General features: G+C 71.0%; 15 protein-coding genes. 5 read left to right on the top strand and 10 right to left on the bottom strand.

Features of this window, described 5'->3' with window-relative positions:
• Nucleotides 1-482: 482 nt before the first annotated feature.
• The gene (locus JYJ93_RS04365; RefSeq protein ID WP_206786775.1) at nt 483-1292 is read left to right on the top strand and encodes a hypothetical protein; all 810 of its coding nucleotides are present in this window, start codon (nt 483-485) and stop codon (nt 1290-1292) included.
• Between the two features lie 3 nt (nt 1293-1295).
• Here JYJ93_RS04365 and hflX read toward each other — a convergent pair whose 3' ends face one another.
• Nucleotides 1296-2777: a GTPase HflX gene (gene hflX, locus JYJ93_RS04360; protein WP_206786774.1), complete on the bottom strand. Its 1482-nt coding sequence runs from the start codon at nt 2775-2777 to the stop codon at nt 1296-1298.
• A gap of 160 nt (nt 2778-2937) precedes the next feature.
• On the opposite strand from hflX, the gene JYJ93_RS04355 reads away from it, so the two are divergent.
• The 3 genes from JYJ93_RS04355 (at nt 2938) to JYJ93_RS04345 (ending at nt 5512) form a co-directional block, all read left to right on the top strand.
• Nucleotides 2938-3804, top strand: a complete 867-nt coding sequence (locus JYJ93_RS04355) for a PD40 domain-containing protein (RefSeq protein ID WP_206786773.1) — start codon at nt 2938-2940, stop codon at nt 3802-3804.
• Nucleotides 3804-4448 (top strand): M23 family metallopeptidase, encoded by a 645-nt coding sequence (locus JYJ93_RS04350; RefSeq protein WP_206786772.1) that lies wholly within the window; start codon nt 3804-3806, stop codon nt 4446-4448. The genes JYJ93_RS04355 and JYJ93_RS04350 overlap by 1 nt, the downstream gene beginning before the upstream one ends.
• A 146-nt stretch (nt 4449-4594) precedes the next feature.
• Nucleotides 4595-5512 carry a CPBP family intramembrane glutamic endopeptidase gene (locus JYJ93_RS04345; RefSeq protein WP_269012893.1) on the top strand — a complete coding sequence of 306 codons (918 nt, stop codon included), beginning with the start codon at nt 4595-4597 and terminating at the stop codon, nt 5510-5512.
• 71 nt (nt 5513-5583) lie between these two features.
• Here JYJ93_RS04345 and JYJ93_RS04340 read toward each other — a convergent pair whose 3' ends face one another.
• The 7 genes from JYJ93_RS04340 to JYJ93_RS04310 all read right to left on the bottom strand — a co-directional run bounded on the left by JYJ93_RS04340 (nt 5584) and on the right by JYJ93_RS04310 (nt 14149).
• Nucleotides 5584-6381: an ABC transporter ATP-binding protein gene (locus JYJ93_RS04340; RefSeq protein WP_206786771.1), complete on the bottom strand. Its 798-nt coding sequence runs from the start codon at nt 6379-6381 to the stop codon at nt 5584-5586.
• 43 nt (nt 6382-6424) lie between these two features.
• On the bottom strand, nt 6425-9373 hold the full coding sequence (locus JYJ93_RS04335; RefSeq protein WP_242543663.1) for a CHAT domain-containing protein: 2949 nt from the start codon (nt 9371-9373) through the stop codon (nt 6425-6427).
• A 4-nt stretch (nt 9374-9377) separates the two neighbouring features.
• Entirely contained in the window at nt 9378-9893 is a 516-nt protein-coding gene (locus tag JYJ93_RS04330; protein WP_206786769.1) for a hypothetical protein, read from the bottom strand.
• A gap of 56 nt (nt 9894-9949) precedes the next feature.
• Nucleotides 9950-10693: a hypothetical protein gene (locus JYJ93_RS04325; protein ID WP_206786767.1), complete on the bottom strand. Its 744-nt coding sequence runs from the start codon at nt 10691-10693 to the stop codon at nt 9950-9952.
• Nucleotides 10690-11235 carry an RNA polymerase sigma factor gene (locus tag JYJ93_RS04320; protein WP_206786764.1) on the bottom strand — a complete coding sequence of 182 codons (546 nt, stop codon included), beginning with the start codon at nt 11233-11235 and terminating at the stop codon, nt 10690-10692. The genes JYJ93_RS04325 and JYJ93_RS04320 overlap by 4 nt, the downstream gene beginning before the upstream one ends.
• A 132-nt stretch (nt 11236-11367) precedes the next feature.
• The gene (locus JYJ93_RS04315) at nt 11368-13293 is read right to left on the bottom strand and encodes a M23 family metallopeptidase (RefSeq protein WP_206786763.1); all 1926 of its coding nucleotides are present in this window, start codon (nt 13291-13293) and stop codon (nt 11368-11370) included.
• Nucleotides 13294-13405: 112 nt separating this feature from the next.
• Nucleotides 13406-14149 (bottom strand): SDR family oxidoreductase, encoded by a 744-nt coding sequence (locus tag JYJ93_RS04310; protein ID WP_206786760.1) that lies wholly within the window; start codon nt 14147-14149, stop codon nt 13406-13408.
• Between the two features lie 92 nt (nt 14150-14241).
• Here JYJ93_RS04310 and JYJ93_RS04305 point away from each other — a divergent pair, with 92 nt between their 5' ends.
• Complete coding sequence (locus tag JYJ93_RS04305; RefSeq protein ID WP_206786758.1) at nt 14242-15132, top strand: LysR family transcriptional regulator; 891 nt, start codon at nt 14242-14244, stop codon at nt 15130-15132.
• Nucleotides 15133-15144: 12 nt separating this feature from the next.
• Here the strand turns inward: JYJ93_RS04305 and JYJ93_RS04300 are convergent, their stop codons facing one another.
• Both JYJ93_RS04300 and JYJ93_RS04295 read right to left on the bottom strand, forming a co-directional pair.
• Complete coding sequence (locus JYJ93_RS04300; protein WP_206786756.1) at nt 15145-15717, bottom strand: glutathione S-transferase family protein; 573 nt, start codon at nt 15715-15717, stop codon at nt 15145-15147.
• An 18-nt stretch (nt 15718-15735) separates the two neighbouring features.
• Complete coding sequence (locus JYJ93_RS04295; protein WP_206786754.1) at nt 15736-17193, bottom strand: serine hydrolase; 1458 nt, start codon at nt 17191-17193, stop codon at nt 15736-15738.
• Nucleotides 17194-17245 lie beyond the last annotated feature (52 nt).

Raw genomic sequence — 17245 nt, 5'->3', positions numbered from 1 at the left:
GCCCAGCGGGCGGCGGACCGCGCGAACTTGTCCGACTGTCCTACAGGTTTTGGACCGAGGCCCAGCGGGCGGCGGACCGCGTGAACTTGTCCGACTGTCCTACAGGTTTTGGATCGGGCCGGGCCGGGTAGGAGGCGACGCGCGCGAACGGGTCCGACTGTCGGACAGGTTTTGAACCGGGCGGGCCGGGCCGGAGGCGAAGCGCGCGAACGGGTCCGACTGTCGGACAGGTTTTGAACCGGGCGGGCCGGGCCGGAGGCGACGCGCGCGAACGGGTCCGACTGTCGGACAGGTTTTGGACCGGGCGGGCCCGGACAGGGCCGCCCGTGGGTGCGCAGCGCGCTGCACACGTCACATGCGTCATGGGGGCTCGTTTCCCTGGAGATTCGCGGGGTTGAGGGGGGCATGACCGTTGCTGAAGGCTCGGGTACGGTCCCCCGCGATGGCGCGGGGGGAGCCGCACCGTCGTTCCGGAGACCTTCATGCGCCGCATTGCCTTCGCTGCCCTCGCCGCCCTCGCCACCACCGCCTGTGGGGACAACCTCCCCTCTCAGGAGGAGATAGACGACGCGAAGGCCCGCGTGGAACGGCTGGCGGCCTCCACGCACCAGGTGCGGGGCGCGTTCGAGATGCTGGGCCTGATGCCCGTGTACACGTGCGGCGAGCCCCGGCGCTCCTTCCTGAACCACGCCGTGGAGGGGCTGAGCGCCTCGGTGACCTGCGCGACCGCCCGGGTGCAGGCCGTGGACGACGTCACCGACTCCGTCGTCGTGTCCTTCCCGTCCAGCGGCTGTGACGTGCACGGCCTGCGCTTCACCGGCCGCGCGGTGCTGGAGTACCGCGGCGGCGAGGACCTGATGGAGTTGAAGGCCGACCTGCGCGAGCTGGCCGTGGATGGCCAGACGCTCCAGGCCAAGGTGGGCTACGGCACGTGCTCCGACGAGACGCGCCTGTTCGCGGAGGTCGAGGGCCAGGTGCCCGGCCGCGAGGGCCACAGCTTCCACATCAACAGCACCGTGGGGAAGCGCGACGGGCTGCCCATCATCGGCGGCACGGCGCTGGTGTTCGACGGTCCGGGTGAGCTGACGGGCCCGAACGGCACGGACCGCATCACGCTCACGGCGCTCGAATATGAAGTCGGCAACTACCTTCCCAAGGAGGGCACCGCCCTGCTGGAGACCGCGGACGGACACCGTCTGAGCTTCGCGTTCCAGCCCGTGCTCTGGCGCGTGGGCAAGGTGGAGGTCACCGTGGACGAGAAGGACCCGGTGACCGTGCCCGTCGTGCGCTGAGGCCTACTCCTGGAACGACCGGGTGAGCCGGGCGATGGCGCCCGGCAATCCCCGCACGCGCAGCCGGCTGCCCGTCTCGTCGTAGGCCTGGGACACCACGGTGGTGTGCTCGTACACCTCGCCGATGCGGGCCTGCCGCGCGTAGGGAATCACCAGGTCCGCCTCCACCATGGAGGCCTCGAAGAAGGCGATGACCTCCCGGCGCAGCCCGGCCACGTCGTCCGGCCGGTGCGCGGACACGAGGAGCGCTTCGGGGTGTCCCGCCCGGAGCGCTTCCTGGGCCGCCGCGTCCAGCCGGTCCACCTTGTTGAAGACCAGCCGGCCCGGCACCACGTCCGCGCCAATCTCCTTCAGCACCGTGCGGGTGACCTCCAACTGCGCGGCCCAGGTGGGGTCGGACGCGTCCACCACGTAGAGCAGCAGCGACGCCTCCAGCGCCTCGTCCAGCGTGGAGCGGAAGGACGCCACCAGGTCGTGCGGCAGCTTCTGGATGAAGCCCACCGTGTCGGAGACGAGGATGCGCGGCCGGGTCTCCGGCTGCATCGCGCGCACCGTCGTGTCGAGCGTGGCGAAGAGCTGATCCGCCACCAGCACCGTGCTGCCCGTCAGCGCCCGCATCAGCGAGGACTTGCCCGCGTTCGTGTAGCCCACCAGCGCCACGCGCAACTGGTCCCGGCGCGCGTAGCGGCGCTGGTCCTGGTCCTTCTGGATGGCGGCCAGGCCCTCGCGCAGCTCCGCCAGCCGGTCGCGAATCTTGCGGCGGTCCAGCTCGATCGCGGAGTCACCAGAGCCCCGGCCCTGCTGGCGCTCGCGGCCTCCGGGAGCTTCGCGCAGGCGCGGGGCCAGGTAGTTGAGCCGGGCGATCTCCACCTGCATGCGTGCCTCGTGGCTCCGGGCGTGCCGGTGGAAGATGTCCACGATGACGCCCGCGCGGTCCAGCACCTGCACGCCCGTGGCGCGCTCCAGGTTGCGCAGCTGGCTGGGGGACAGCTCGTGGTCCACGACCACCACGGTGGGCCTGGGGCCCGGTTCGATGGCGGTGGCCTCCGCGTCCACGTCTGAGTCCGGATCCACGTCCGTGTCCGTGTCCGGGAAGGCGTCGTCGTCCTCATCCGACGGCTCGGCTCCGGAGCCGTCCAGGTCCGCTTCGCCGGGAGCCACCGGGGCGTCCGGGGCCTCGGGCTCCATGTCGGCTGCGGCTTCCCACTTCTCCCGCGCCTTCGACGTCTTGCCCTGAGCGCCGGACGGGATGACGCCCGAGCCGCCGGTGAGTTCGGACAGCTCCTTGAGCTTGCCGGAGCCGAGCACCGTGCCCGTGGCCAGCCGCTGCCTGCGCTGAGTCACGGTCGCCACCGTGTCGAAGCCCAGCGTGTGCACCAGCCGCTTCAGCTCCGCGAGGTCCGCGGCATGCGCCTCGTCCGTGACACCGGGGAGCTGGACGCCAACGAGGACCGCGCGCGGGCGCTCGGGAAGGGTTTTCGCCATGCAGGGCTCGTAACACGCCGGGCCCGGCCGTGCTCCTGCATCATCCATTCAATTTTCCGCTTAATCTTGAATAGCCAGTTTAAAAGCAACTCAATCCCAGACATTGAGACAACCCTGTCACCGCGCTCCCGTCGCGGTTTCCCCCATCCCCTGGAGTGAAATGACACATCGATTCCTCGCACTCACCGTGATGACGCTGGTGGGCGGCTCCGCCTTCGCGGAAGCGCCTCCGAACCCCGCGGACCTGCGCCGCGTGACGAAGGCGCGCGAGAGCCTGGTGCCCGCCGTGGAGAAGGCCTTCGGGCCCAAGGCGCGCTTCGTCCAGCTCTTCGGCCAGGGCCGCGAGATGCTGGCGGGCATCGTCGCGGAGATTCCCACGGAGCCGCTGGGGACGGATGACCTGCCGCTGCTGGCCATCGTCCGGTACGCCGAGGACACCGGCGCGGTCCGCGTGGTGGCCCCGGAGTTCAAGTACCGCGAGGCGCGCATCGTGGGGCAGGAGGTGGCGCTGCTGGACGGCGAAGGCACCCTGCGGCTGCGCGACGCGAACGGCCGGGAGCGGCTGCTCGCCGAGCAGGTGGGCGGCGACCTGTTCCCCTCGGCGAAGGGGGACGCGCTGGTGGCCACGCTGAAGACGGGCGCTCCGGGCCCGCATGAGACGGCGGTGGGCATCATCGACATGAAGGGGCGCGTGAAGGTGCTGGCGGACGGCCCGGGCGTGGACGCGACGCCGAGCATCTCTCCGGACGGCAGGACGGTGGTGTTCGTGTCGGGCCGGACGAGCGTGGCGTCGTTCTTCGTCACGACGGTGGAGGGCGCGGAGCCCAAGCAGCTCACCAACGTGGGCCTGGAGAACTGGATGCTGTTCGGCGGCCCGCCGAAGGAGTTCGTGCCCCCGCCCGTCTCCAGCCACCACATGGAATGGCTGAACGACGACGTGCTCCGCTACAACGCGGGCGGCGGCGCGTTCTGGACGCTCAACGTGCGCACCGGCCATGCGGCCGCGGACGTGGGAGGTGCGAAGTGATGCGCCTTCAGCGGCTGATGGTGGCAGCGGCGTTCGCGCTGCTTTCGCTCCCGGCGGTCTCCACCGCGCAGACGATGTTCCGCTTCCCCGCGTCGCAGCTCGCGGACCAGTGCGGCAACGGTGGCTGCACGGTGAGCGCGTACAAGGACTACGGCGGCCGGGACTACGCCTGCGGTGGCGTGCGCTACAGCGGGCACACGGGCACGGACTACGCGCTGGTGGGCGGCTTCTCCAAGATGGACTACGGCGTCTGGGCGATGAACGCCGCCCGGGGCTACGTCGAGGCGTCGGTGGATGGGTACTACGACCGGTGCAATTATTGGAACCAGGCCAATCCCTATGCCGCGTGCGGCCTCTACACGGCGAACTACATCATCATGCGGCACCCGGACAACACGCAGACCTGGTACTGGCACCTGAAGGCATACACGCAGCAGTTCGCGCGGGGGACCACGCTCGCCTGCGGCAACTGGATTGCGCGCGTGGGCTCGTCCGGCGCGTCCACGGGCCCGCACCTGCACTTCGAGTACTGGGTCCCGGGCTACGGCACGGATGACCCCTACGCGGGCTCCTGCGGCACGCCCTACACGCGGTGGACCGCGCAGGGCGCGTACCGGGGACTTCCCGGCATCACCTGCCAGTAGGCCGTGGGGACGGGAGATGCCAGGGAGGGCCCTCCCGTCCTGAACCGGGCGTCTCGCGGAGGAAAACCCGGGAGCGGCGGGATGAAGCCGGTAGCGTGTCCGGGAACCCCACGGGCCTTGGCCCGTGGCGCCGGAAGGAAGTGCCCGTGCTGCTTCGTGGTGATGTCGCCGTCCTGCTGGAGAACGCCCCTCAGAAGCGCCAGGCGCTGGCGGAGGCGGCGTTCGTGTTCTTCGCGGTGCTGGGCCCCGCTTCGGTGGCCCGGCTGAGCCAGTGGGCCGCCGTCGCGGTGGAGCTGGCGCTGCTGGCGTGGGGGCTGCTGCTGCTGCGGCCCTGGGAGTCCTCGCGGCGCGGGGCGTGGTGGGGCGTGCTGGGCCTGGTGGTGGCGCTGGGCGGCGCGGGCGCGGGGGCGTGGGTGGCGGCGTCGGAAGCGGAGATGGCGAAGGGCTTCTCACTGTCCATGGCGCCGCTGGTGGTCCGGGCGCTGGGCATGTGCCTGCTGGTGGCGGTGCTGCTGTGGCGCGACGGTCAGGGCCCCGCGCAGGTGGGGCTGGTGCGCGAGGGCTGGGCGCGCGAGCTCTTGCTGGGCGGCGTGGTGCTGGCGGGCACGTACGCGGTGCACCTCGCGGTGTCGGTGCCGTTGGCGGCGGTCGCGGTGGCGCTGAAGCTGGCGGGCGCGGAGCTGGCGGCGCGCAAGGGCGTGGCGGCGGCGCTGCTGGACACGGGGCTGGGCATCCCGGCGTTCGCGGCCATCATGGTGGTGGTGACGGGCTTCGAGGAGTTCGTCTTCCGGGGCTTCCTCGTGCCCCGGCTGAAGGTGGTGCTGGGAGGCTGGGTGCCGGCCATCCTGGGCGCCGCGGTGCTCTTCTCCGTGGGGCACTTCTACGAGGGCACGCTCGCGGTCTTCCAGACGTTCGTGATGGGCGCCTGGTTCGGCGTCGTCCTCTGGTACCGGGGGCGGCTGCTGCCGCTCATCGTGGCCCACGCGGCCTTCAACACCATCAGCTTCGCGCTGATGCTGTGGCTGTCACGCTCGGGGTTCCTGGAGAAGCTGCCGCCCCTCTGAAGCGAGGAGCGGCGCAGGTGCAATAGATTGGTGATGGAGCAGGACTGCTCCGCGTGCCTCAGCAATCCTTGTCAGGCCTGGGGTGCCTGCGTTTGCGCGGAGCGCCTGCGCAACCAGTTGCGCAGGAAGGCCTTCACCTCCGGGTGCTGCGACTGACGGAAGTGGTCCGGCGGGCCGTACTCCACCACGCGGCCCTCGTGCATCAGCGCCAGGTTGTCCGCCATGCCGAAGGCGGAGGCCACGTCCGGCGTAATCACCAGCGACGTGGCGCCCAGTTGCTGCTTGCCCGTGGTGATGATTTCGTTCACCGCCGCCGTGGTGAGCGGATCCAGGCCCGCCGTGGGGTCGTCGTAGAGGAGAATCTTCGGCTGGAGGATGGTCGCGCGCGCGAAGCCCACGCGCTTCTGCATGCCGCCGGACAGCTCTCCCGGGAAGCGCGTGGCCGCGTGCGACAGACCCACCTTCCCCAGCGTCTCGTTCACCGTCTTGGTGATGTCCGGCTCGGACATCTTCGTGCGCTCGCGCAGCGGGAACGCCACGTTGTCGAAGACGTTCAGCGAGTCGAACAGCGCGTTCGCCTGGAAGAGGATGCCCAGCTTGCGGCGCATCTGGTTGAGCTCGGGCTCGTTCATCTTCGCCACCTCCGCGCCCTCCACCAGCACCACGCCCCGGTCCGGCCGAATCAGGCCCATGATGTGCTTCATCAGCACCGTCTTGCCCGAACCGGACACGCCCATCAGCACGCAGGTCGTGCCCTCCGGCACCACCAGGTCCACGCCCCGCAGCGCCGCCTGCCCGCCAAACGACTTGTGCAGGTCCCGCACCTCGAGGGTCAGCTTCGGCGCCGGCTCACGGCTCGCGTCACTCATCGCCTGGAACCCTACCGCGCACGCCCCGCCGGCCGCTTCGGATTCACGCCGCCTGCCCGCTCCCCCGCTTCCGGCGGCGCATCCCGAAACCCCACAACCCCAGCGCCAGCAGGCCGGCCCCCGTGGACACGCCCAGCAGGACACCCCGCCCCATGCCCCCCGCGGCGGGCCGCACCGGCACCAGCGTCGCGTCCCCCATCACCCCCAGCCCGGCCCACATGGCCGCGGGCTCGCCGTCCTCCCAGGCGTCGCGCTGGGCGTTTCGCAGCGCCGACGCCGCGCTCTGTCCCTCCGCCAGGTGCTGGTAGTAGCGCTCCAGCAGCGCCGCGGCCTCGGCATCGCGCATGGGCCACAGGCTGGCGACCACGGCTCGCGCTCCCGACTCGAAGAAGGCCCGTGAGAGGCTCAGCACGCCTTCTCCCGCGAGCAGCGCGCCGGAGGCTCCCCGGCAGCTGGAGAGCACCACCAGCGCGTCCCGCAGCCGCAGCTCCGCGATCTCCCGGGGCTGGAGCAGGCCGTCCTCCCCCGCCTCGCCCGGAGCCAGAACCAGGGCGGAGCGCTCGGGGGACTCGACGTCCACGACCGCGTGCGCGGCCACGTGGAGGATGCGCACCACGTCCCAACGGGATGCCTTGAGCGCATGCTCGGAGGCCTCCGCGCCCATGAGCAGCCGGGGCTTCACGGCCGTGTCCTCCAGGGACTCGCTCACGGTGCGGCCTTCGCGCCGCGCCTCTGGGAGCGCGCCCAGGTTCGCGGTCTCCAGGAACATGCCTCCTCGCGCGGAAGCCACTTGCGTGCCCTGGAGGGTGTCCTTCCGGTCGGGATCCGCCAGGACCAGGGCCTCGCCCTCGGGAGGCCGCGCGGGCTGCGCGCGCCAGTAGTGGAGCAGGCTCGCGGAGGGCACCCGCGCCAGTTCGTACCGGGCCATCAAGGGCGGAGCGTCCGCGTGCTCCCGCAGCGCGGCGAAGGGCAGGTCGTGCAGCGGACCGTCCGGCACGAGCAGCAGGCGCGACACCTTCGACGGAAGGTCCCGCAGCGCGGGGGCAAGCAGCTGCGCGTACAGCGCCGCGGCGGCTCCTGCCTCCGAACCATCGCGACGCTCGATGAGGCCCGACAGGAGCGCCACCGAGGGGCGTAGCCGTGCTCGCTCTGGAATGCGGTACGCGCGCGTGCCCTCGCGTGTCACCGCCATCACCCACGCGCCTCCCGCGCGCTCGCCCACGAGGTCGTGGTCCACACCCGCGAGGAAGACGAGCAGCGCCTCCTCCTCGCCCAGGCTTTGCTCCGTCGCGGCGAGCGACGCGAAGGGAAGCTCCGCATGCGCGGCCTCTGTGCCCGCCTCGCGTTCCTGCTCCGGTCGTGCCCCGGTCGGGGTGCGCGATGCGGACGGGAGCTCCCTTCTCCGCGTCGCGGGTCGCAGCTCGCGCTCGCGGCGCTCCAGTTCCTGGAGCTCGCCCAGCAGCCGTGTTCGCTCGGACTCAGACAGGGCCGGGTCCAGCAGCCTGCGCTGGAGCGCGGACAGGTTCCGCAGCACGCCGTCCCGGGCCTTGCGCTGCTCCGGTGTCTCCTCTTGCGTGGGGAGCGCGCGTGAAGCCACCAGGGCCTCGAACAACGTCCTCGCCCGCAGGCGCTCACTCACCGCGAAGGCTCGCTCCAGGGCCTCGCGGGGTGGCAGGGCGGAGGTCTCTCCGGCCTCGAGGGTGAAGCCCGCGAGCCGGTGGTAGTCACTGGCCCAGTTGGAGAAGAGCTCGGCCTGGCTGGAGGCGTCCCGCTGCCACTGGCGCAGCACCTCCACCGCGTCGAGCGCTCGCTCCGCGTGCCCCAGGGCCTCCGGCAACGGACGCGTGCGGAACGCCACCGTCGCCCGCGTGCGCCACACCGAGGCGAGGTAGAGCGGGTTGTCGTGCTCGGCGGCCAGCGCCAGGGCCTCGTCCACGTCACGCCACGCGGCGGCCGCGTCCACCGCCGCTCTGCGTTCGGCGCGCGTCCACAGACAGGTGATGCGCCGCTCGGTCATGCCCGTCTCCCGGGAGATGTCGATGCAGCGGCCGAGCGCGTCCTCCGCTTCGCTCCGCTCTCCAGGCCCGTCGCCCAGCAGCTCCGCCACGAGGCGCAGCGAGCTCGTCTCCAAGACCTTGCTGCCCGCGCGCTCGGACGCCGCGAGCGCCTCGCGCCCGAGCCGCAGCAGCGCCGCCCGGCCTCCCGCGTCGGGACGCGCGTCCAGCCGCCGCCAGGCGAGGTTCGCGAGCGCGAAGCGGACGCGCGCCTCCGTGCTCGCGTCCTTCGTGCGCTCCGCCAGCTCCGCGAGCCGCCCGTACACGTCCAGCGCCTCGTCGAAGCGCCCCAGGTTCACGCTCACCGCGGCCAGCGGGACCAGCAGCTGCTTCTTCAGGCCGTCCGTCCCGTCCGGAAAGGCGAGCCCTTCCGCGCGCTTGAGCAGGCGCCAGGCACGCCCCAGGTCCTGGCCCAGGTCGGAGAGCTCGGCCGCCTCCAGGATGAGCGCGCGCACCTCCAGCCAGGGGTTCCCGGAGGCCCGGGCCACCTCGCCCACGCGCAGCACCCACTGGTGCGCCTCCTCCGTCTGGCCGCGCAGGCCCAGCGCGTTGCGCACGTTGATGCCGGCCATCACCTCGCCCTCGGCATCCCCCTGACTCCGGAAGGCGAGGGCCGCGCGGCGGTAGGACACCTCCGCCAGCGCGGGGTCGGAGGGCAGCTCCATGTGGCCGAGCACCAGCATGAGCCAAGGGCGCTCCGGGTGCCGTGCGATGAGGGCCTGCAGCCTGCGCCGGGCCTCGTCGCGCGCCTCCTGCCCCTGGGCGCTCCGGAAGAAGCACATCGCCGCGTCGGAGGTCTCCGGATGGGCGTCGAAGCCCTCCTCGCACCGGGCGAGCGCGGAGGACTCCGCGGCGGCCCGCGTGGGGGCGCACAGGGCCAGCCCTACCGAAAGGGTGAAGCCGCCCCATCGCCATACGCGCAGCCGCCGCATCTCCATCACCTCAGGTCTTCTGGGTTTCCACCCTGCATCCCCAGAGGGTGACAGGGTCTCCGCCCGGTCCGGGATCCCTGCTGACCGGGGGAATCTCACAGACATCCCGCGTGGGAGGCGGCGGCGGGTCGCCCTGCCCCAACCGCTCGATGACCAGGATGCCGGCGGACATCTTCCCGGCACCGGGCGGCAGGGTGAGCTGCGCGCGGACGCCGCCGGCCGAAGGCGCCATCACGCTCACCCGCAGCGGCGCCGTCGTGCTCACCGTGCCCGTGACGGTCGCGAGCACCGCCCCGGAGTCATCCAGGATGCGCAGGGTCATGGGCACCGTGGATGATGACCCCAGGATGCCCGCGTCCACCACGGAGGCCACCACCGTGTCGTTCGTGGCGCCCGTCAGCGGCTCCGTGGTGATGATCATCGTGTACGACGGGGGCGCGGTCTGCGCCGCGACCGAGACACCCCACAGCAGCGCCATCATCGACAGCGCGCGCACGAATCCCCTACCCATATTGATTGCTTTCATTGCATCCCCCTCTGCATGTCATTGGGCCGCCGGCCTGGCCCAAGGTGGTGCGGTGCTCACCGCAACCGGTTCACGAACGTACTGCCGCGCTGGACGCTTCCATCCGGAAGCCGCGCCTCCACCTGCCACAGGACGCGCGCTCCGGAGGGCAGCTCCGCGAGCACGTCCGGCGGCACCGTGTACTCGCGCGACTCCAGCCGCTCCGCGCGATGGAACACCTTCAAGTCCTCCGACGACACCTGCACGCTCCAGGACACCGCCTGGGGCACGCCGCTCCAGCGGAGCACGAACTGCTCGCGGGGAAGCGCGGTGGCCTCCGGCACCCGCGAGGCGATGGCCCCGGACGCACCGCCCCGGATGCGCGTCGGATCCACCTGTGACTGCTGCTGCCGCACCACCACGACCGCGCCCACCAGGACCACCACCGTCGCCGCCATCGCGGCCATCGCCTGCCGTCCCTGCCAGAAGCGCCGGGCGGTCAGAGACACCACCTTCGCGGGAGTCTCCAAGCCTGTCGCTGGCACCTCCGCCCTTCCCTCCACCGGAGCCCCCCGCTCCGCCTCCGCCGCTGCCTGCGACATCGCCTTCGCCAACCGCCACGCCTGCGCCCACGCGGGATCCGCCGCGACGCGCTCGACGACCGCCCGGCGCTCCTCCACCGGCAGCTCCTGCCTCACCGCGCGCCAGACGAGGTCCGCGTCCACCGGCTCCCCCGCCGCGTCATCCTCGCGCAGCGCCGTGCGCAGCCGCTCCACGCCCGCGGCATCCAGCGTGTCATCCTCGGGACGGCGGTCGCTCACGGCTGGACTCCCTTCAGGGAGAGACAGGCACGCAGCGCGCTCAGCCCCCGGTAGATGAGGTTCTCGGTCCGCTTGGCCTCCCACCCCAACAGCTCCGCGGCCTCCGGGACGGTGTGCCCCTGCAGGTGCAGCGTCACGGCGAGGCGGCGGTCCTGCACCAGCCCCTGAAGACAGTCACGCACGGCCCGGGCAATCTGCGCGGCCCCCGCCGCCCGCTCCGGGTCTCCCGGCGCCACCGGTTGGGCCGGTCCCTCCGCCACCTCCTCCAACGCCACCTCCTTGCGCGCCCCCATCCGGCGAAGCTCGTCGATGAGCGTCGTGTACGCCACCCGGTACAGGTACGCGGGGGTCAGCTCCGTCTGGCCCTGGGTGCGCCCGCGCAGCTCCACCACCTTCATCATCGCGACCTGCAACAGGTCCTCCCGCCGGTCCGCGAGCGACGCGGGACAAACGCTCGCGAGCGCCCGGCCCAGGTCACGCCGCAGCGTCTCCAACCCGGCGTCCGGGGATGCACCCGCCCATGGGCCGTGCCGCAACTCCAAGATGCCTCTCCTCGCGAATGGGGCGCCGAGCGTCGTTCGAACGCATCATCGGCGCCTCGGAGAAGCCGGGCAATCCGGGAAAACTCCCCGGAGCCTCCCCGGAGCCTTGGGGCTCCGGGGACGACACCCGTGCTAGCGGAGGTTCGCGTCCCAGGCAATCAGACGCAGGTCCCCGCCCCCCGTGCCCGTCGTCAGGCGCACGGCGGTGACGACGAGGCGGACGCCCACGGTGGTGGAGGTGGCGGAAAGGCCAGACACGATGGCGCCCGCGCGCTCCTTGCCGGTGCGGCGCACCTTGCCGTCCGTGCCCACGTCCCAGGTGTAGACGCGCAGGTTGCCCGTGGTGTCGCGCACCGGCGTCACCAGGTGCTGGCCTCCCACGCGCGTCGCGCTCAGGTCCAGGATGGTCTCGCCGTCCTCGTGGTCACGGCGCACGAACTGTCCGGCCGCGGTGACGTCGAAGGAGATGTTGCGCAGCACCCCGTTGGTCAGGCGCGTGCTGGCCACCACCATCTCGCGCGAACCGTCCGGCACCATGACGGTGCTGAGGGCCACGTCCGTCACCGCGCCCGCCAGATGGCTGCCCCGCTGGATGAGCGTCTTCTGCGGCGTGATTTCCCACGCCGTCAGGCTCAGGTTCCCCGTGGGCGTGCGCACCGCAGTGACGACGCCGGTGAAGCGGTTCACGTCCCCGGCCACGCGGCCGTTGAGGACGGGCGTCATGGCCACCTTCGTCGCCTCCTCGCCGAAGCCGTTGTCCATGCGGGTCAACGTGTCCAGCGTCGTGGTCGTCTCCCAGGTGCTGACCTTCAGGTGGCCCGAGGCGTCGCGGATGGCGCTCACCACGCCCAGCCCCGAAGGCAGGGCGGCGACGTTGAGCTCCGTCGCGTCCGCGTCGCCTCCGGCCTCGCCCTTGCGCACGATGGCGCCGTTCGAGCCGACCTGCCACGCGATGAGCTTGAGGCTCCCGCTCCCATCCCGCAGCGCCGTCACCACGTCGCGGGTGCTGCCGGCGTGCGGGTGCGCCATGGCGATGGAGCTCGCCGCACCCGCTGAGGCGTCCTGCAGCTTCGTGAACTGGCCGCCCCCCGTGAGCTGCCACGAGCCCAGCGCCAGCCGCCCCGTCACGTCCCGCGTGGCCGTCACCACCATGCTGCCCGAGGACGCCGTCGCCACCTCCAGCACCGGGTCCCCGGTGATGTCACCCCGGCGCAGCAGCGGATCCGGGTGGATGGCGGAGGGGAACTGGTTGAGCGTCTGGTTGAAGAGCGGGTCGAAGGTGAGCGACGAGTCGAAGTCCACGTCGCCGTTCTTCCGCCACGCGTGGGAGAAGGGCAGCGGCAGGGACGTGCCCACCGTCGTCTCGCTCGTCATGGGTTGCAGGTGCACGTGCAGGTGGGGATGCGCCGAGGCGCCGGAGCTGCCCACGCGGCCCAGGAACTGTCCGCGCTTCACGCGCACCCGCTGCGCCGCGGGGACAATCACTTCCCGAGGCAGGTCCCCCACGCGGTCCTCGGCGTCGTCCACGTAGGTGTCGTTGAAGGGGCAGAGCGCCTCCGGGACGCTCCCGGGCTGGAGGTGCGCGTAGAGGATGATCTTCCCGTCGTCCGTGCGGACGTTCACGTGGTTGCCCGAGCGCGGGATGCGCAGCGGGTTGGTGGTGCGGCCCGGGTGGGGCACGTCGTCACCGCCGTACACCGCCGGCTTGAGGCCCTCCGGGGCGTTGCGCCAGCAGGTGAGCACCTCGCCGTCCGCGATGGCGGAGACGGGCAGCCCGTAGATGACCCAGTCGGAGTTCTTCGGGTCGGCCGCGTAGTCCGCGAAGGGAATCTTCACGCGGGTGAAGCGCTTCGCGTCGTCGTCGAAGCGCACGGCTTCCAGGTCGCGGTTGTTCGTGCCGCCGTGGTCGCTGGCGATCCACCAGTGGCTGCCCTCGGGCAGGTCCGCGCTGGCGCCGGGAAAGGCATACGTCGTCTGCGCGGACGCGCTGAAGCCCAGGGTGGTGAAGGCCACGGCGGTGAGCCGGGCCATGGAACGAAGGCGTGGGGACGGTGACATGGGGTTGCTCCCAATGGTGGCGCCCGGCGGCCGTGAGGGCCCTCCCGGTTTCGCGCCTGTCCCCACCCAACGGAAATGCCCCTTTTTTCCCCTCACCCCCTCCGCGCGGTTTTCAGACCATGCCGCCGTTGGCGCGGAGTGTCTGTCCGTTGATCCACCCGCCCTCCGGGCCCGCGAGGAATGCGACGGACGCGGCGATGTCCTCCGGCGTGCCCAGCCGCTCCAGCGGGTTCAGCTTCGCCATGCGCTCCACCAGCTCCGGGGACTTGCCTTCGAAGAAGAGCTCCGTGGCGGTGGGGCCTGGCGCCACGCAATTGACGGTGATGTTCCGGCCGCGCAGCTCCTTGGACAGGACCGCGCTCATCGTCTCCACGGCGGCCTTGGTGGCGGAATAGACGCCGTAGTTCTCCATCCGCAGCCCGATGACACTGGTGGAGAAGTTGATGACGCGCCCCCCGTCGCGCAGGCGGCGCGCGGCTTCACGCAGGCCGTTGAACGTGCCCTTGATGTTGACGGCCACGTGCTGGTCGAACAGCGCGTCGTCGAAGTCCGCGAAGCGCACGAACTTCCCGATGCCGGCGTTGTTCACCAGCACGTCCACGCCGCCGAACGCTGCTTCCGCCGCGTCGAACATCCGGGGGAACGCGGTGGGGTCCGCGACATCCGCCTGGAAGCTCGAGGCCCGGCCGCCCGCCGCTTCAATCCTGCGCACCACGGCCTCCGCCGCGTCCCGGTTGCCCGCGTAGTTGATGAGGACATTGAAGCCGTCGCGAGCGAGCCGCTCCGCCACCGCGGCGCCGATGCCGCGCGAGCCTCCCGTCACGAGGGCCGTCTTCTTCTGGGTCTGGGTCGTCATGGGTCCGTCTCCTTCAGGTGGGGACAAGATGGACCTTTCCGCTCCACGGATAATCGGGTTTGTTCCGGCATCACTGTTCGACAAGGCGGACAATGGACCGGTTCGACGCCATGAAGGCCTTCACGCGCATCGTGGAGCGCCGGAGCTTCACGCAGGCCGCGAAGGACCTGGGGCTGCCGCGCTCGTCGGTGACGGACGCGGTGAAGCAACTGGAGGAGAGGCTGGGGGTGCGGCTGCTCCAGCGCACCACGCGGCACGTGAGCCCCACGCTGGAGGGCGAGGCGTACTACCAGCGCTGCGTGTCGCTGCTGGCGGACCTGGAGGAGGCGGACGCGGCGTTCGTGGGAGGCCAGCCGAAGGGGCTGGTGCGCGTGGACGTGCAGGGGACGCTGGCGCGCAGGGTCGTGCTGCCGCGGCTGCCGGAGTTCCTGGAGCGCTACCCGGGCATCGAGCTCTACATGAGCGAAGGCGACCGGCTGGTGGACCTGGTGCGCGAGGGCGTGGACTGCGTGCTGCGCGCGGGGGAGCCCAGGGACAGCGACATGGTGGCCCGCCGCGTGGCGCTGCTGGAGGAGGTGACGTGCGCGTCTCCGGCCTACCTGGCGCGGCACGGCGTGCCGGAGAGCGTCGAGGCGCTCCAGCATGGGCACCGCATGGTGGGCTTCCGCTCGTCACTGACGGGGAGCCTGATTCCGCTGGAGTTCACGGTGGGCGGCGAGGTGCGCCACGTCGTGCTGCCCACCACGATGTCCGTGAACGGCGCGGAGACCTTCGTCGCCGCCGCGCGGCTGGGGCTGGGCCTCATCCAGGCGCCGCGCTACCGCCTGGAGGAGGACTTCGGGCGTGGCACGCTGGTGCCCGTGCTGCCCCAGCACCCGCCGACGCCCACGCCCGTGTCCCTGATGTACCCGCGCGACCGGCAGCTGTCCCCGCGCGTGCGCGTCTTCATCGACTGGCTGACGCGGGGCTTCACCGCGCCGTGAAGCGTGGAGCGCTCAGCCCAGCTTCAAGCCCTTGGGGCGGGCCTGGAGCCGGTCCACGTAGGCCTCCAGCTTCGGGCGCCCCGTCGAACCGCCCAGCATGCGCTGGTAGATGAACATGGAGCCGATCATCACGTCCGCGGCGGTGAACCAGTCACCGAAGAGGTAGGGGCCGTCCCCCAGCTCGCGCTCCACGGCGTCCAGCGTCTGCGCGTACTCCGTCCACCCGCGCTGCGGCAGCATGGGGGCCTTGGCCATGTGGTCGCCCATGGACGGCTCCAGCTGCGACGTGGAGTACACCATCAGCGACAGGTACCGGCCGCGCTCGGGCGCATCCACCGCGGGCGCCAGCTTCGCCTTCGGGTACTTGTCCGCGACGTAGAGACAGAGGGCGGCGTTCTCGAACACGCGCGCATCTCCGTCCACCAGCGCGGGCAGCTTGCCGGCGGGGTTCACCTTGAGGAACTCCGGCGACTTCTGCTCCCGCTTCTCCAGGTCGATGGGCACGATCTCGTACTCGACTCCGGCCTCGTCGAGCATCCACTTGCCAATGACCGCCCGGCTGCGCGGATTGAAATAGAGCTTCATGCAGGCACCTCTCGTGCGTCAGGGAGCGGCCTGAGCCCCCAGCTTCTGAAGCGCGGCCGCCGCGTTGGTGTTCTTCGGGTCCAGCTCCAACGCCTTACTGTAGTTCACGCGGGCCTGCTGTTTGTCTCCGACCGCGAGGTAGGCCTCGCCCAGGCTGTCGTAGACGTTGCCCACCTTGGGGAACATCTCCACGTTGAGCTTGAAGATTTCGACGGCGTCCGCCGGGCGCTTCATCCGGAGCAACTGGTAGCCCAGGCTGTTGAGCTCTCCGTCGGAGTAGTCATACGCGTCCGGCTTCGAGGCCTTCAGCTCGCGGTAGCGCGCGATCGTCTTCGCGACGGGCTCCTTTTCGACCGTCGTGCTCAGCAGCTCCCGGATGCCGATGCGGGGCGCCTTGGGCGGGATGCCGTGGAGCACGCTGAAGAGACCCGCGGACAGCTCCTTGAGCTTGCCGCCGCGGGCCGTGTTGTCCAGGAGGATGACCACCTCCCTGCCCGCCGGCACGCGGTAGATGCGCGAGCTGAACCCGTTGATGCCGCCGCTGTGGCCGATGGTGGCGAGCACCGTCTTGCCGTCGTCCAGCGGCAGCGGGTCCATGGTCAGGCCGAAGCCGTAGTTCTCCAGGCCGGGCGTGAACATCTTCTGCTTCAGGGCCTCTGGCAGCAGCTTGTTCTCATAGAGCGCGCGGTCCCAGCGGTAGAGGTCCTCCACCGTCGAGTACAGCGACCCGGCGGCGTACGGCAGGGACATGTCCAGGTAGGTGGCGTTCACGTAGCCGTCCGGCGCGAGCTCATAGCCGCTGGCCCGCTTGGGGAGCACCGTAGTGGAGACGTCGTAGCCGGAGTCCTTCATGCCCAGCGGCGTGAAGATGCGCTCCTGCACCGCCTGCGCGTACGTCTTGCCGGTGACGCGCTCGATGATGGCGCCCAGCAGGAAGTAGCCGGAGTTGTTGTAGGCGAACTTCGAGCCGGGCTCGAACTCCAGGTCCCCGCTGGCGAACTGCTTCACGAAGTCCGCGACGACGTAGGGATTGCGCGACACCTTGGCGAAGAAGTCCGGCGCGTTCGTGTAGCTGGGGATGCCGGACGTGTGGTTGAGCAGGTGCGTGACGGTGATGCGCGAGCCCGTGTCCTTGCGGTAGTCCGGCAGGGCCGACACCAGCGTGTCATCCAGCTTCAGCTTCCCCTCCGCGACAAGCTGAAGGATGACCATCGCGGTGAACTGCTTGGTCACGGACGCGATGCGGAACTTCGTGTCCGGGGTGTTGGGCACGTTCCATTCGAAGTTGGCCTGGCCGTAGGCCTTCTTCAGGATGACGCCCTTCTCGTTGGCCACGAGCGCCGCGCCGTTGAACTGGCGCAACTGGTGGTACTGCGTCAGCAACCTGTCCAGCTCCTGCGGTTTCGTCGCGGCGACCGCGGCTTCGGAGATGAACAGCAGCGCCACGGCCAGCACGCGCAACGGGTTCCAGGTCATTCGCTCTCTCCCACGCATGAGCCTACCTACGCCCCGTTGGCGGGGCGATTGC

Source organism: Corallococcus sp. NCSPR001 (assembly GCF_017309135.1).
Classification (GTDB): domain Bacteria; phylum Myxococcota; class Myxococcia; order Myxococcales; family Myxococcaceae; genus Corallococcus.
This window is presented reverse-complemented; position numbering and strand designations above follow the sequence as displayed.

Coding starts and splice junctions, on each gene's coding strand:
- JYJ93_RS04355 (WP_206786773.1), top strand. CDS start 2,938: ATGACACATCGATTCCTCGCACTCACCGTGATGACGCTGGTGGGCGGC.
- JYJ93_RS04310 (WP_206786760.1), bottom strand. CDS start 14,149: ATGACGACCCAGACCCAGAAGAAGACGGCCCTCGTGACGGGAGGCTCG.
- JYJ93_RS04315 (WP_206786763.1), bottom strand. CDS start 13,293: ATGTCACCGTCCCCACGCCTTCGTTCCATGGCCCGGCTCACCGCCGTG.
- JYJ93_RS04365 (WP_206786775.1), top strand. CDS start 483: ATGCGCCGCATTGCCTTCGCTGCCCTCGCCGCCCTCGCCACCACCGCC.
- JYJ93_RS04335 (WP_242543663.1), bottom strand. CDS start 9,373: ATGGAGATGCGGCGGCTGCGCGTATGGCGATGGGGCGGCTTCACCCTT.
- JYJ93_RS04330 (WP_206786769.1), bottom strand. CDS start 9,893: ATGAAAGCAATCAATATGGGTAGGGGATTCGTGCGCGCGCTGTCGATG.
- hflX (WP_206786774.1), bottom strand. CDS start 2,777: ATGGCGAAAACCCTTCCCGAGCGCCCGCGCGCGGTCCTCGTTGGCGTC.
- JYJ93_RS04350 (WP_206786772.1), top strand. CDS start 3,804: ATGCGCCTTCAGCGGCTGATGGTGGCAGCGGCGTTCGCGCTGCTTTCG.
- JYJ93_RS04340 (WP_206786771.1), bottom strand. CDS start 6,381: ATGAGTGACGCGAGCCGTGAGCCGGCGCCGAAGCTGACCCTCGAGGTG.
- JYJ93_RS04300 (WP_206786756.1), bottom strand. CDS start 15,717: ATGAAGCTCTATTTCAATCCGCGCAGCCGGGCGGTCATTGGCAAGTGG.
- JYJ93_RS04305 (WP_206786758.1), top strand. CDS start 14,242: ATGGACCGGTTCGACGCCATGAAGGCCTTCACGCGCATCGTGGAGCGC.
- JYJ93_RS04295 (WP_206786754.1), bottom strand. CDS start 17,193: ATGACCTGGAACCCGTTGCGCGTGCTGGCCGTGGCGCTGCTGTTCATC.